We start from the raw sequence: 13,273 nt of genomic DNA, 5'->3' as shown, positions 1-13,273 counted from the left end.
GCGCGCTTACTTTTCCATCGTCGCCATATCGATCACGAAGCGGTACTTCACATCGCTCTTCAACATGCGCTCGTACGCCTTGTTGATCTCGTCCATGCGAATCATCTCGATGTCCGACGTGATGCCGTGCTTGCCGCAGAAATCGAGCATCTCCTGCGTCTCCGCGATGCCGCCGATGAGCGAGCCCGCGAGCGAGCGGCGCTTGAAGATCATGTTCATCACCGAAGGCGACGGATGCGGATGTTCCGGCGCGCCGACGAGCGTCATCGTGCCATCGCGCTTGAGCAGCGCCATGAACTGATCGAGATCGTGCGACGCGGCCACCGTGTTCAGGATGAAGTCGAAGCTGTTCGCGTGCGCCGCCATCTGGTCCGCGTCTTTCGAGATCACGACTTCATGCGCGCCCAGACGCTTCGCGTCCTCGATCTTGCCCGGCGATGTCGTGAAGAGCACGACATGCGCGCCCATCGCGGCGGCGATCTTCACGCCCATGTGACCGAGGCCGCCGAGACCGACGATACCGACTTTCTGCCCCTTCTGAACGTTCCAGTGGCGCAGCGGCGAATAGGTCGTGATGCCCGCGCACAGCAACGGTGCGACCGCCGCGAGTTCGAGGTTTTCGGGGATGCTCAGCGTGAACGCCTCGTCGACGACGATGCTCGTCGAATAGCCGCCCGCCGTGAAGCCGCCCGACTTCTTGTCCGGCGAGTTATAGGTTTGCGTGAAGCTATCGGGGCCGTCGCAGAACTGCTCCAGTCCTTCCTGGCAGGACGCGCACACGCGGCATGAATCCACCATGCAGCCGACGCCCGCGAGATCGCCGACCTTGAACTTCGATACGTCCGAGCCGACTTGCGCGACGCGTCCGACGATTTCATGTCCGGGCACGACCGGATAGTTCGAGCCGCCCCATTCGTTTCTCGCCATATGCAGATCGGAGTGACACACGCCGCAGAACAGAATGTCGATGCGCACGTCGTTCGGACCGACATCGCGACGTTGAATTTCGAGCGGGCCGAGTGGCTTGTCGGCTGCGCCGGCTGCATAGGAATACGCTTTCAGCATGATTGTGCTTCCCTCTTTGGTTTGAATCTTTCGTGAACGAGCCGGCCCCGGCGCGATGCAAAAAGGCCGGCTGATGAGACGTGTCAGGAGATCGTTTTGTGCGGCAGCGAACAGTCGCCGTCATGCACCGCACGCGTTGCGGGCGACTTGCCGATTGCGCCGATATTTCGGCGGCGAAACGCAACGCCGATACTGTATGCCTATAAGAAGATCTCTGCCGAAATGGCCGCGCGATTATGCCTTTCGAAAGGACTGCGCAATTGCGTTGCTGGAGAATTTGACAATCGTGCGCCCTTCTTTCGACTCCCTGCTTAATGGGGCTAGCCGATCGGAGATGAGCGTCATAAGGTTATCCCGCGCATCGAGACGATAAAAACGTGCGCGCGGCGCCGGAACTTTGAGAGAGCGAGACCATGAAGGTGAAGGCAATTACGGCAAGCATCGGCATGCCGGGCGGCGCGGTCAGCGCCGAGTTTCATATCGATACGGGACGTCTCAGGATCTTCGAACGCGGCATGTTGCGCGTCGAATTGTTTCCGCCGCAGTCATGGTTCACGGTGGCTTCGGTGGCGGGAAACAGCCGCTGGGGTACGCGGCCGCGCGAAGCAGATATCCGGCTGGTCGTCGAGAGTTTCATCCTTCAGCGCTTCGGCATGACGGCCTACCGGAGCGAGCTTTCCTGCGTGCAGTGATGTGCGCTGTCAGCGCGCACGCGCGCGCCGCGTGCGCTGATAGAAACTGTCCGGCTTGGTCTTCACCCATTCGACGAAGCTATGCACCGCTTCGTGCGCGAGCAGTGCATCGACGGTCGAATAGCGCTGCGCCAGTTCCTTTTCGGTGAAGAGCGCATGCAATTGCCGATGACAGATGCGATGCAGCACCGCCGTCTGCTTGCCGCCTTGCGACTTGGGCACGAGATGATGCAGATCGCGTTCCGATGGCGGCACCGCGCGCCCGCACAGCGCGCAGGTTTCCTCCTGCGGCGGGTGATACCACGGCTCCGGTGTGCGCTTCGCCATCGCGGTCCTCGTTCGTTCTTTTCGAGTGTACAACTCGTCTTTCGACGGCGCATCGGACCGCTTGTCTGCTCAACAATCCTCAACGTCTTCATCGAAAGCACGCCGCGACGATAGAATGTCTGCGTGAACGCGCGCATCGGAGACACGCCATGACTGGTCCGGCGAGCAACCTCTACGAGAACTGGCAGAAGCAGATCCAGCAGGATCTGGATTCGCGCGTCAAGGCACATCAGCACGAAGTGCGGCAGGCGAAAGCGCTGCAAGCGCGTCAGGCGGGCGCGCCCGCGCCGCTCAATCTCATCGGCGACGGCGATTCCTGGTTCGACTATCCGCTGCCGGACCCGCTTCACGCCACGGACGTGCTGCAAGCGCTCAAGGACACCGGCAATCCCGCGCCAATGATCCTCAAGCTCGCGCACTACAGCGACGCGACCACCACACTTCTGGGCGTGAACAAGCGCAACCGCCTCATCGCCCAATTGCAGGACAAGGCCAACGGACATATCGATGCCCTGCTTTTCTCGGGTGGCGGCAACGATGTCGTCGGCGACCAGTTCCGCTTCTGGCTCCACGATGCGAGCGCGGTCGGCAACGATCCCGCGCGGGGCGTCGATAACCGGCGGCTCGCGGATATCTTCGGCGTCGTCGAGAGCGCCTATCTCGATCTGATCCGCATCCGCAATCAGTTCGCGCCGCACGCGCCCATCTTCGTGCACGCCTACGACTTCGCGATTCCCAACGGCATCTCGGCCTGCCATCTCGCCGGACCGTGGCTTCGTCCATCGCTCGTGGATCGCGGCTGGCCGGACCTCGCGCCCGGCACGCTGATCGTGAGGACGATCCTCGTCCAGTTTCGCGCGATGCTGCAGCGGCTCGCCAGCGATCCCGCCAACGACATGGTGCTGGTCGAGACGCAAGGCACGCTCGCGCCCGATGACTGGGCCAACGAACTGCATCCCACCGGCGCGGGTTTCGGCAAGATCGCCGCCCGTTTCAGAGCCGCGCTCGCCGCGCGCTTTGCGAATCGCATATGAGAGCCGCGCTCGACTGCGGCCACACACGGAAACCGACATGACCGATGAACGGCTCGACGAGCGCGTCCGCGCGCTCGCAAGCGAAGCGGACTTCTACGCCGTGCGCTTCGTCGATGAACGCACGGACGATCATCAGGTGCGCAACGACGTGGCCCAGCCTTTGCGCCGCGTGCGCGACCGTGGCGCGATGCTCACCGCATGGCGCGGCGCGGGCGCGGGGTATGCCGCGACGCCGGACTTGTCCGCGACGGGCTTGCAGGCGGCCCTCGACATCGCGACACGCCGCGCCGAGGCGAGCGCGCGGCTTTCGCTCGTCGATCATCGGCGCGTCGCGCGTCCGTCGCGAAGCGGCGCGTATGAATCGCCGCACATGGCGACCGCGCTTCCGACGCCGCGCGAATGGCTCGCAAGGCTCGCGCACGAGTGCGCGGCGGCGCGCATCGACGCACGCATCGTCGAGCGGATCGCGTCGGTGCAGGTCGTCGAGAGCGAGCAGATTTTCATCACGAGCGACGGCGTGCGCATCGAGCAGCGCTTCAGATTCGTGATGCCACAGTTCTCGGTCGCCGCGCATGCCGACGGCGATACGCAGGTCCGCACGCTCGGCGGCGATTACGGAACCATCGCGCAAGGCGGCGTCGAGATACTGGATCACTTCGGGTTCGATGGCGCGGGCGTGCGGCTCGCGCGCGAGGCGCTTGCGCTGCTCGCCGCGCCGAACTGTCCGAGCGGCGTGCGCGACCTGCTTCTGATGCCCGACCAGATGGCGCTGCAGATTCACGAGTCGATCGGGCATCCGCTCGAACTCGACCGCATTCTCGGCGACGAGCGCAACTTCGCCGGATCGAGCTTCGTGAAACCGGCGTTCTTCGGCAGCTATCGATACGGCTCGCCGCTGCTGAATGTCACGTTCGATCCGGCTCTGCCCGGCGAGGCCGCGGCCTACGCGTTCGACGACGACGGCGCCGCCGCCGACAAGCACTATCTGATCCGCAACGGCGTGCTCGAACGCGCGCTCGGCGGCGCGCTCTCGCAACAGCGCGCGGGCATCGCGGGCGTCGCCAATTCGCGGGCATCGAGCTGGAACCGTCCGCCTATCGACCGCATGGCGAATCTCAACATCGAGCCAGGAACGAGTTCGCTCGACGAGATGATCGCCGGCATCGGGCGCGGCATTCTCATGCGCACCAATACGTCGTGGTCCATCGACGATCATCGAAACAAGTTCCAGTTCGGCTGCGAGTTCGGGCAACTGATCGAGGACGGCGAGCTCACGCAAGTCGTGCGGCAGCCGGGGTATCGGGGTATATCGGCGAGTTTCTGGCGGAGTCTTGCCGCCGTCGGCAACGAGGCGACGCGCGGCGTTTACGGCACGGCGCTGTGCGGCAAGGGCGAGCCGATGCAGATCGCGCGCGTGGGCCACGCGTCGCCTGCATGCGTGTTCCGCGACGTCGATGTGTTCGGAGGCACGCGATGAACACCACGACGATTGACTGGCAACGCCATTTCCTGATGCTCGCCGACGTCATCGAAGAGCGGCTCGCGCCGGGCGAAATGTCATTGGCGACGCTCGCCGCCGAGGAATCGGCCTTCGCGCGCTTCAATGCGGGCAAGGTGCGCCAGATCGGCCACGTCGCGCAGGGCACGCTGACTGTGCGGCTGATCGAGGACGAGCGTCAGGCCTATTCGACGCTCACGATATGCGGCGATTCGAACGTGGATCGCGATGCGGTCGCCAGCGCGCTCGACGGATTGCGCGAGGCGCTTCGGGATGCGAGCCCCGATCCTCATCTGCTCGTAGACACTTCGACGTGGACGCAGACCACGCAACGGCGCGGCACGCTGCCGGAGATCGCAACGCTCCTGAGCGTGGTCGAACGATGCGCAGCCGGGCTTGATTTCGTCGGCTTCTATGCGGGCGGCGCGTTGGTGCGCGGCTTCGCGTCGTCGGGCGGAAGTCGCGGCTGGCACGAAGTCGAGAACTTCAATTTCAGTTGGTCTCTCTACGATGCGAGCGGGCGCGCGATCAAGACGACGTACGCGAGCGAACAATGGAGCGACGAGACGTTCGCGAGCAAGATCGAGGAGGCCGCGGCACGCATGCCGGTGCTCGCCCGCGCTCCGCGCACGCTGGAGCCGGGTTCGTATCGCGCGTGGCTGGCGCCGAGTGCGCTCGCCGAACTGATCGGCACAGCGTCTTTCACGGCGTTCTCGGCCCGGCAGCAGGCGACGGCGCGCAGCGAACTCTATCGGCTCAATCGCGGCGACGTCTCGCTGGACGAGCGCGTCACGCTGATCGAGGATCTCGATCTCGGCATCGCGCCGCGCTTCAACGAGGACGGCTATCGGCGCGAGACGGTGCCGCTCATCGAAGCGGGACGCGGCGCGCAGCAACTCACGAGCGCGCGGACGGCCCGCGAATATGGGTTGCGTCCCAACGGAGCGCTCGCGAACGAGATGCCGGTTTCGCTCTCGATGCAGGCAGGCGATCTCGCCGACACCGACGTGCTCGCCGCGATCGGCACGGGCTTGTATATCGGCAACCTGTGGTACGTGAATTTTTCCGACCGGATGGATTGCCGGCTGACCGGCATGACGCGCTTCGCCACGTTCTGGGTGGAAGACGGCGAGATCGTCGCGCCCATCGACGCGATGCGCTTCGACGACAGTCTTTATCGCTTGCTCGGCAGCGAGCTGGAACGGCTCGGCGCGACGCCGGAACTGCTCCTGAACGACTCGACATGGAGCGAGCGCTCGACCGGCGGCTTGCGGCTGCCGGGACTGCTCGCGCGCAGCTTCAGGCTGACGCTTTGAGGTGCGAGCCGGCGTCGATACCGGCTCGCTATCTCCCGATCAGCCCTGCACGAATGCGAGCAGGTCGGCGTTGAGAACGTCCGCGTTGACCGTGAGCATGCCGTGCGGGTAGCCCGGATACGTCTTCAGCGTACCGTTCTTCAGCAGCTTGATGGACTTCAGCGCAGCGTCGCCGATGGGCACGATCTGGTCGTCGTCACCGTGCAGGACGAGCGTCGGCACGGAAATCGACTTCAGGTCTTCCGTCTGGTCCGTCTCCGAGAACGCCTTGATGCCCTCGTAATGTGCCTTCGCGCTGCCCATCATGCCCTGACGCCACCAGTTCTGGATGACGCCCTGATGAACCGTCGCGCCCGGTCGATTGAATCCGTAGAAAGGACCAGCGGGAACATCGACGAAGAACTGCGCGCGGTTGTCGGCGAGCGCCTTGCGAAAGCCATCGAAGACTTCGACGGGCAGGCCTTCCGGATTGGCTTCGGTCTTCAGCATCAGCGGCGGCACCGCGCTGACGAGCACGGCCTTCGCGACGCGTCCCGCCGGTTCGCCGTGCTTCGCGACATATCGGGCGACTTCGCCGCCGCCCGTCGAGTGTCCGATATGCACGGCATTCTTCAGGTCCAGCGCTTCGACGACCGCGAAGGCGTCGGCGGCGTAGTGGTCCATGTCGTGACCCTCGGAGACCTGCGACGAGCGGCCGTGCCCGCGCCGGTCGTGCGCGACCACGCGATAGCCCTTCTGCACGAAGAAGAGCAACTGCGCGTCCCAGTCGTCGGAGGAAAGCGGCCAGCCATGATGAAAGACGATGGGTTGCGCGTCTTTCGGTCCCCAGTCTTTATAGAAAATTTCGACGTTATCTTTGGTCGTGACGAACGGCATGATTAATCCTCACTCGTGAGAAGGTGTGGAGCAGGATGCCGGGCCGGGTTGGTAACCCGGCGCCGGCTTCGACGTTCTTGCAGGCGAGACAACGGTGACGGACAGTCTATCGATGCGACGGCTCGAACTTTCGAGTTCGCATCGTCGTCCGAGTAGAACAGTACACGCTTACCGGCATCATTGGACGATTGCCCGCAAGTAAGTGGGGTTGCAAGTGTTTGAGGCTGGGTGCGCGGCACCAAATCGGTGAACGCGGGTCATGCGGTCACGCACGCTGTTGGGCCGCGCTGGCGTCGCGCTCGGAAGACAGCATCGCGAGCACGCCGCTCAGCGCGCCATCGAGAATCTGATTGGACAACTCCGGGTCCGATACGGCCCGCGACAGCGTCACCGCACCCACGCACGCGCTCAGTATGTGGAACGCCTCCGCGCGCTTCGTTGCGTCGAGCAGCGCGGGCGATGCCTGAGCGATCAACCCCACGATTTTCTCGACCCGAAGCGAGTACACCTCGCGCGTCGCCCCCGCGCAGCGGCTCATGTCATTGACCAGCGCCGAAACCGGACAGGCGCGTTCGATGTTGTCCCTGTGCGACCCGGACAGATACGCGCGCATTGCCCGTTGCGGATCGGTCGGGATGGATGCCTGCCACGACTCGATATCTCGCAGCGCGTACTCGAACGCTTCTCGCACGAGTTCATCGCGGGAAGCGAAGTGCTTGTAGAAACCGCCTACGGTGAGTCCGGCCTCCTTCATGAGGTCGGCGATGCTCGCGCCATCGACGCCGCGCTCACGCAATCGCCTTGCCGCCACTTCAACGATGCGCTGACGTGTCTCGACCTTCTGTGCCTGCGAATGACCCATTTGCATCTCCACACTGCATTGGCGGGCAAGTGTAATCCCGCTACCTGTGTTCCATTGGTGCTCGTCTGGCAATTCTGAGTTGAGTCACGAAAAGTTGCTTCGCTTCTGGATTATGACTAACATCCAGATCAGTGCAGTATCGATCGAAAGCGTGGTGGCAGCAAATCGCTGCGCTCAAAATAGTGCATATGCACTTTTAGCGAATTCCCATCGAACATTCAAACGGAGATTCATCATGAAACAACACAGGATTCTGGTCACGGCCGCTGCCGGCAAGACAGGCGTTCACACGGTGCGGAACCTTCTCGACAGCGGTCACGCGGTGCGCGCGCTGGTTCGCAAGGAGGACGATCGCAGCGAGGCGCTTCGGCAAGCCGGCGCTGAAATCATGACCGGCGACCTTCTCTCGCACGATGACGCGATCCGCGCGACCGACGGAATGGACGCGGCGTATCTGTGTTATCCCGTTCGTCCCGGTTTCATCCAGGCGACCGCCTATTTCGCGGATGCGGCGCGCCGCGCGGGACTGAAAGCGGTGGTGAACATGTCGCAGATTTCGGCGCGCGAGAACGCGAAAAGCCACGCGGCGCGGGACCACTGGATTGCCGAGCGCGTGCTCGACTGGGCGGGCGTGCCGACCGTGCACATCAGGCCGACGTTCTTCTCCGAGTGGCTGGTCTTTCCGTGGGTTCGGGACACGATCGTTAGCGACGGCGAGATCGCGCTGCCCTTCGGCGATGGCCGGCATGCGCCTATCGCGGCGGACGATCAGGCGCGCTTTATCGCTGCCGTGCTTGCCAATCCCGATGACCACGTCGGCAAGGCATACGAACTGTGCGGCCCGGTTCAAATGAATCAGGCGGAGATCGCCGCCGTGATGAGCGACGTGCTGGGCAGGAAAATCGTCTACCGTCCGGCGACGCTCGACGGCTATCGCGAACATCTGCGTCACTACGACCTGCCGGATTTCACCATCCAGCATTTCGTCGAGGTGGCCGTCGATTATCAGAACGGCGTCTTCGAGGGCACTGACGGCATCATCGAGCGCGTGACGGGAACCGCGCCGCAGACCGTCGAAGCATTCGTGACCGCGAATCGCGCGGTCTTCGGCTGAAGCAGTCCGGGTTCGTCGCGGGTAGTATGAGGGCGAATTGCTCGATCAACGCGAGCACTCGAAGAGAGATCGAATGAGCTTCAGACACGCATTCGCGCTCGTGAGTCTGCTACTCGCCTGCACTTCGTCGATGGCCGCGACGCTCGCGATCAACGTGGGCGGCGAGCGCTCGCTCACGACCGAGCAGTTGCTCGCGCGTCCCGACGTCGCGACCATCCGCGTGCCCAACGATGTCACGTTTCACCGCACGATGACGTATCGCGCGGTCCCGTTGCGCGCGCTGCTCGGCATCACGGAATTGCCCGCCGGCAAGGAGCTTCAGGTCACCGCGAGCGACGGCTTCGTCACGCACTTTTCCGCGAAGCTGCTCTTCGGCGATGCGAAGAAGCGCGCCGAGCCGTGGCTCGCGATCGAGTCGCCGGACGAACCCTGGCCGCGAATGCCGGACGGCGGCGATATCGGTCCTTTCTATGTCGTGTGGATCGATCCGGCCGCGTCGGGCGTGTCGAGCGAGCAATGGCCCTTCAAGGTCGACGCGATCCGCATCGCGCCGACGCTCGCCGCGCGCTTCCCGCAAATCGCCGTCGACAAGAGCGTGCCGCCGAATTCGCCGATTCGCCGCGGTCAGACCGTCTTCGCGACGCAATGCATGGTGTGCCACAAGCTGAACGGCGCGGGCGATGCATCGATGGGCCCGGACCTGAATCTCCCGCGCAATCCGACCGAATACTTCCAGCCGTGGGCGCTCAAATCGTTCATCCGCGACCCGAAGTCGATCCGCGCCTGGTCCGACATGAAAATGCCCGCCTTCGACAAGAACGCGATCAGCGACAGCGATCTCGATGCGGTCATCGCCTACCTCGGATACATGGCGAAGCGCAGGAAGTAAGCGGACACTGCGGGAAATCCCCACGTTTCAACGCGCCAACATTGCATACAATAGTCTCGTCGATTGCTGGAAACGAGGCCGAAGTGGCGCAGACTCAACCCGCTTTGCATACAATCCCGCCTGAACCGTCGCGTTCGGCCGATGACGTGTACGTCGCCATCAAAGAGGCGCTCGCGGACGGCCAGTACGGCGCGGGTCAGTATCTGCGCGAGGAACAGCTCGCCAAAAGCCTCGGCGTGAGCCGCACGCCGGTGCGCGAAGCATTGCGCCGGCTCGATGCCGAAGGCTGGGTCGAAACGCGCGCGAACTTCGGCGTGCGCGTGAAAGCGTGGACGGTGCAGGACGCGCGCGAGATTTTCGAGGCGCGTCTTCTGATCGAGCCGTATCTCGCCGGGCGCGCGGCGCTCGCGATCGGCGCATCGGACATCGCGCGCCTGAAAGCGCTCGCCGATGCGATGCTCGACATCACGCGACGTCCATCGACATCCGAATCCTGCGAAGCGTGGTTCACCGCGAACGGCGAATTTCACGCGATCATCACGGCCGCCGCGAACAACGCGCGCCTCGATCGCTCGCTCAAGTCGATGAAGGAAACGCCGCTCATCAAGTGGACCTTCGACACCTATAGCGACGAAGACCGCGAGCGCAGCGCGCGCCAGCACGTCGAAATCGTTCTGGCGCTCGAACAGCGCAACGCCGCGTGGGCGGAAGCCATCACGCGCTGCCATATTCTCGCCGCCGAAAAGGCGGTGCTCGACCGTCACGACCGGGAACACTCCGCGTCCTGAGCCCAAAGCGCTCCGGCTCGAAACAGCATTACGAACCGTCGTTGAATAGTCGCGCGAGCGACATGGGAGACACGACATGCTGAGCACCGATGGCACGACCATAAGCACCGTGAGCGCCGGTCCGCGTCTGGACCGATTACCGATCTCCGGCTTTCACAAACGCGTGCTGTGGCTGATCGGCGCGGGCATGTTCCTCGATTCGTTCGACATCTATCTCGCGGGCGGCGTGCTCGGCGCATTGGCCAAGACCGGCTGGTCGACGATGCAGCTCAACGCCGCGTTCCTCTCGTCGACATTCGTCGGCATGCTGATCGGCGCGTTCACGGCGGGCGTGCTCGGCGACGCGAAAGGCCGCAAGTTCACGTATCAGTTCAATCTCGCGGTGTTCGGCCTCGCGTCGATCGCCGGGGCGTTCGCGCCGAACATGATGTGGCTCATCGTGTGCCGCTTCTTCATGGGGCTCGGATTGGGCGCGGAGATCGTCGTCGGTTACGGCTCGGTTGGCGAGTTCATGCCGCCCGCCGTGCGCGGAAAGTGGTCGGCGTATCTGTCGCTCATCACGAATTCGGCGCTCTTTTTCTCGACGTTTCTCGGCTATCTGATCATTCCGACGATCGGCTGGCGCGCGATGTTCGCGATCGTCGGCATCGGCGCGATGATCGTGTGGGTCATCCGCAAGAAGATGCCCGAATCGCCGCGCTGGCTCGAATCGAAAGGCCGCTACGAAGAAGCCGAAGCGATCCTGCGCGCCGCCGAGGAAGAATCGTCGCGCCGCGCGCCGCTGCCGCCCATCGACGACGCGCCGCGCACCGTGACGAAGAAGACCACGCTGATCGAGCTGTTCTCGCCTTCGCTGATTCGCCGCACGTTCGTGTCGATCGTCGTGCAGATCGCGGTGAACATGGTGATCTACGGCTTCATCGTGTGGGTGCCGACGTTCCTGATGAAGCAGGGCATCGGCATGGCGTCGTCGCTCGGCTATACCACGTTGATGTCGCTCGGCGGGCCCGCGGGCGCGCTCGTCGGCGTGCTGATCGCCGACCGCGTCGGGCGCAAGAACGGCCTGATCGCGGTATCGGTGCTCGCGGCGGTCATCGGCTGGCTTTACGGACACTCCACCGGCGTCGCGATGGCCACGCTGCTCGGCTTCCTGCTTTTCACGCTGACCTATCTGATGGTCGCGCTCGGCATCGCGACGTACATTCCCGAACTCTTCGCGACTGAAAACCGCATGCGCGCGAACGGCGTCGCGGGTTGCGCGGGACGCGTCACGGGCATCCTCGCGCCGCAACTCGTCGTCGTGATGTACACGGCGGGCGGCGTGAAGGACGTGCTGTCGATGATCATCGGCGCGCTGGTCGTGATGGCCGTCGTGCTGGCGGTGTTCGGCATCGAGACGAATCGCCGCTCGCTGGAAGAAATCGCGCCTTCGCCCGACACCGACGGCACGCTCGCGGCGTCGGCGCTGTCGCGCGAATCGCATCGTTGAAACTTTCTGAGGAAACCGTCATGAGCGTCACGCATGAAAGCAAGCGTCAGGCATTGAAAGCGCGTTTTGCGCGCAAGGAAATCGTCACCGCGCCCGGCATCTTCGACATGATCTCCGCGAAAATGGCCGATTCGATGGGCTTCGAATGCCTCTACATGACGGGCTTCGGCACGGTCGCGTCCTACCTCGGCCTGCCCGACGCGGGGCTCGCGACTTACACCGACATGGTGAATCGCGTCGCGGCTTTTTGCGGCGGCACGAAAACGCCGATGATCTGCGACGGCGACACGGGTTATGGCGGCCTGCTCAATGTCGCGCACACGGTGCGGGGCTACGAGCAGGCGGGCGCTGCGGGCATCCAGCTCGAAGATCAGGAATTCCCGAAGAAGTGCGGGCATACGCCGGGACGGCGTGTCATCGCGATGGAAGACATGGTCCGCAAGATCAGGGTCGCGGCGGAAAGCCGTAGCGATGGCAACTTTCAGATCGTCGCACGAACCGATGCGCGCACGTCGCTCGGGCTCGATGAAGCGCTGCGTCGCGGCGACGCGTATGCGAAGGCGGGCGCGGACGTGTTGTTCATCGAATCGCCGGAGACGGTGGAAGAACTGGAAAAGATCGGACGCACGTTCGATATGCCGCTGCTCGTGAATGTCGTCGAAGGCGGGCGCACGCCGCAACTCGCGCCCGAGGAATTGCAGAAGCTCGGATTCTCGCTCGCGATTTATCCGGCGTCCGGGTTTCTGACCGTGGCGAAGGCGCTCAAGGATGTCTACGGCGAAATCCTCGCGCGCAAAGGCACGCAAGGCGCTGTCGGCGCGATGTATCCGTTCTCCGAGATGTGCGAGCTGATGGGCTTTCCGGAAGTCTGGGCGTTCGATCGGGCGCACGCGGACTGACGATAGCGACGATACCGGCGCTCAGGCCATCGCCGCCACGCAATCGATCTCGATGTCGAATCCGCCCGGCCACGCCGGCACGTTGACGAAGATGCGTGCCGGCGGGTTCGGTCCGAAGAAGCGCGCATAGACCGCGTTGACGACGGGAAACGCATCGACGGATGTGCAGTAGACATTGCACTTCAGCACCTGATCGAGCGACGAACCCGCTGCTTCGACACACAGCTTCAACTGCTGCAACACGAGTTCGGTCTGCCGTTCGATGGTTGCATCGGCCACGACCTCGCCGGTCTGCGGATCGAACGGCGGAAAGCCCGACACGTAGACCGTGTCGCCGTGGCGCGTGACGGCGGACGTCGGCGCCTTGAATCGTTCGAGCCAGGTCGAAAGCGGTTCGACGCGGATGATTTCGCGAGCCATTTCA

The 13,273-nt window shown here is 63.7% G+C and carries 14 protein-coding genes; 9 read left to right on the top strand and 5 right to left on the bottom strand.

All coding sequences use genetic code 11. The features are described from left to right. Positions 1-6 precede the first annotated feature (6 nt). Positions 7-1,065, bottom strand: a complete 1,059-nt coding sequence (locus IAG25_RS04990) for an NAD(P)-dependent alcohol dehydrogenase (protein WP_187603854.1) — start codon at positions 1,063-1,065, stop codon at positions 7-9. 413 nt (positions 1,066-1,478) lie between these two features. Here IAG25_RS04990 and IAG25_RS04985 point away from each other — a divergent pair, with 413 nt between their 5' ends. Then, positions 1,479-1,757 (top strand): hypothetical protein, encoded by a 279-nt coding sequence (locus IAG25_RS04985; RefSeq protein WP_187603853.1) that lies wholly within the window; start codon positions 1,479-1,481, stop codon positions 1,755-1,757. A gap of 9 nt (positions 1,758-1,766) precedes the next feature. Here IAG25_RS04985 and IAG25_RS04980 read toward each other — a convergent pair whose 3' ends face one another. Beyond that, complete coding sequence (locus IAG25_RS04980; RefSeq protein WP_187603852.1) at positions 1,767-2,084, bottom strand: HNH endonuclease; 318 nt, start codon at positions 2,082-2,084, stop codon at positions 1,767-1,769. Positions 2,085-2,233: 149 nt separating this feature from the next. Here IAG25_RS04980 and IAG25_RS04975 point away from each other — a divergent pair, with 149 nt between their 5' ends. From IAG25_RS04975 to IAG25_RS04965, 3 genes are read left to right on the top strand one after another with little or no spacing between them, the layout of a single operon-like run. After that, on the top strand, positions 2,234-3,118 hold the full coding sequence (locus tag IAG25_RS04975) for an SGNH/GDSL hydrolase family protein (RefSeq protein ID WP_187603851.1): 885 nt from the start codon (positions 2,234-2,236) through the stop codon (positions 3,116-3,118). 37 nt (positions 3,119-3,155) lie between these two features. Further along, entirely contained in the window at positions 3,156-4,595 is a 1,440-nt protein-coding gene (locus IAG25_RS04970) for a TldD/PmbA family protein (protein ID WP_187603850.1), read from the top strand. Then, positions 4,592-5,932, top strand: coding sequence for a TldD/PmbA family protein (locus IAG25_RS04965; RefSeq protein WP_187603849.1), 1,341 nt, complete (start codon positions 4,592-4,594; stop codon positions 5,930-5,932). Before IAG25_RS04970 ends, IAG25_RS04965 begins: the two co-directional genes overlap by 4 nt. Before the next feature lie 39 nt (positions 5,933-5,971). Here IAG25_RS04965 and IAG25_RS04960 read toward each other — a convergent pair whose 3' ends face one another. Together IAG25_RS04960 and IAG25_RS04955 are read right to left on the bottom strand one after the other, a co-directional pair. After that, complete coding sequence (locus IAG25_RS04960; protein WP_187603848.1) at positions 5,972-6,808, bottom strand: alpha/beta fold hydrolase; 837 nt, start codon at positions 6,806-6,808, stop codon at positions 5,972-5,974. A 265-nt stretch (positions 6,809-7,073) separates the two neighbouring features. Next, complete coding sequence (locus tag IAG25_RS04955; RefSeq protein WP_187603847.1) at positions 7,074-7,670, bottom strand: TetR/AcrR family transcriptional regulator; 597 nt, start codon at positions 7,668-7,670, stop codon at positions 7,074-7,076. Between the two features lie 235 nt (positions 7,671-7,905). Here IAG25_RS04955 and IAG25_RS04950 point away from each other — a divergent pair, with 235 nt between their 5' ends. From IAG25_RS04950 to IAG25_RS04930, 5 genes are all read left to right on the top strand, one after another. Next, entirely contained in the window at positions 7,906-8,784 is an 879-nt protein-coding gene (locus IAG25_RS04950) for an NmrA family NAD(P)-binding protein (protein ID WP_187603846.1), read from the top strand. Positions 8,785-8,857: 73 nt separating this feature from the next. Further along, complete coding sequence (locus tag IAG25_RS04945; protein ID WP_187603845.1) at positions 8,858-9,673, top strand: cytochrome c; 816 nt, start codon at positions 8,858-8,860, stop codon at positions 9,671-9,673. A gap of 83 nt (positions 9,674-9,756) precedes the next feature. Then, positions 9,757-10,461 (top strand): GntR family transcriptional regulator, encoded by a 705-nt coding sequence (locus tag IAG25_RS04940; RefSeq protein ID WP_187603844.1) that lies wholly within the window; start codon positions 9,757-9,759, stop codon positions 10,459-10,461. A gap of 76 nt (positions 10,462-10,537) precedes the next feature. Beyond that, the gene (locus IAG25_RS04935; protein ID WP_187603843.1) at positions 10,538-11,950 is read left to right on the top strand and encodes an MFS transporter; all 1,413 of its coding nucleotides are present in this window, start codon (positions 10,538-10,540) and stop codon (positions 11,948-11,950) included. Between the two features lie 20 nt (positions 11,951-11,970). Then, complete coding sequence (locus IAG25_RS04930) at positions 11,971-12,849, top strand: isocitrate lyase/PEP mutase family protein (protein WP_187603842.1); 879 nt, start codon at positions 11,971-11,973, stop codon at positions 12,847-12,849. A gap of 21 nt (positions 12,850-12,870) precedes the next feature. Here IAG25_RS04930 and IAG25_RS04925 read toward each other — a convergent pair whose 3' ends face one another. Continuing rightward, complete coding sequence (locus IAG25_RS04925; RefSeq protein ID WP_187603841.1) at positions 12,871-13,269, bottom strand: RidA family protein; 399 nt, start codon at positions 13,267-13,269, stop codon at positions 12,871-12,873. Positions 13,270-13,273: the final 4 nt, after the last annotated feature.

Origin of the sequence: Caballeronia sp. EK (assembly GCF_014384845.1) — a bacterium.
GTDB lineage: Bacteria > Pseudomonadota > Gammaproteobacteria > Burkholderiales > Burkholderiaceae > Caballeronia > Caballeronia jiangsuensis.
Note: the sequence above shows the minus strand (reverse complement) of the source record. Positions and strands in the feature narration are given on the sequence as shown.

Excerpts from the sequence above, each read along its gene's own strand:
- IAG25_RS04990 (WP_187603854.1), bottom strand. The coding sequence starts at position 1,065 with ATGCTGAAAGCGTATTCCTATGCAGCCGGCGCAGCCGACAAGCCACTC.
- IAG25_RS04985 (WP_187603853.1), top strand. The coding sequence starts at position 1,479 with ATGAAGGTGAAGGCAATTACGGCAAGCATCGGCATGCCGGGCGGCGCG.
- IAG25_RS04980 (WP_187603852.1), bottom strand. The coding sequence starts at position 2,084 with ATGGCGAAGCGCACACCGGAGCCGTGGTATCACCCGCCGCAGGAGGAA.
- IAG25_RS04975 (WP_187603851.1), top strand. The coding sequence starts at position 2,234 with ATGACTGGTCCGGCGAGCAACCTCTACGAGAACTGGCAGAAGCAGATC.
- IAG25_RS04970 (WP_187603850.1), top strand. The coding sequence starts at position 3,156 with ATGACCGATGAACGGCTCGACGAGCGCGTCCGCGCGCTCGCAAGCGAA.
- IAG25_RS04965 (WP_187603849.1), top strand. The coding sequence starts at position 4,592 with ATGAACACCACGACGATTGACTGGCAACGCCATTTCCTGATGCTCGCC.
- IAG25_RS04960 (WP_187603848.1), bottom strand. The coding sequence starts at position 6,808 with ATGCCGTTCGTCACGACCAAAGATAACGTCGAAATTTTCTATAAAGAC.
- IAG25_RS04955 (WP_187603847.1), bottom strand. The coding sequence starts at position 7,670 with ATGGGTCATTCGCAGGCACAGAAGGTCGAGACACGTCAGCGCATCGTT.
- IAG25_RS04950 (WP_187603846.1), top strand. The coding sequence starts at position 7,906 with ATGAAACAACACAGGATTCTGGTCACGGCCGCTGCCGGCAAGACAGGC.
- IAG25_RS04945 (WP_187603845.1), top strand. The coding sequence starts at position 8,858 with ATGAGCTTCAGACACGCATTCGCGCTCGTGAGTCTGCTACTCGCCTGC.
- IAG25_RS04935 (WP_187603843.1), top strand. The coding sequence starts at position 10,538 with ATGCTGAGCACCGATGGCACGACCATAAGCACCGTGAGCGCCGGTCCG.
- IAG25_RS04930 (WP_187603842.1), top strand. The coding sequence starts at position 11,971 with ATGAGCGTCACGCATGAAAGCAAGCGTCAGGCATTGAAAGCGCGTTTT.
- IAG25_RS04925 (WP_187603841.1), bottom strand. The coding sequence starts at position 13,269 with ATGGCTCGCGAAATCATCCGCGTCGAACCGCTTTCGACCTGGCTCGAA.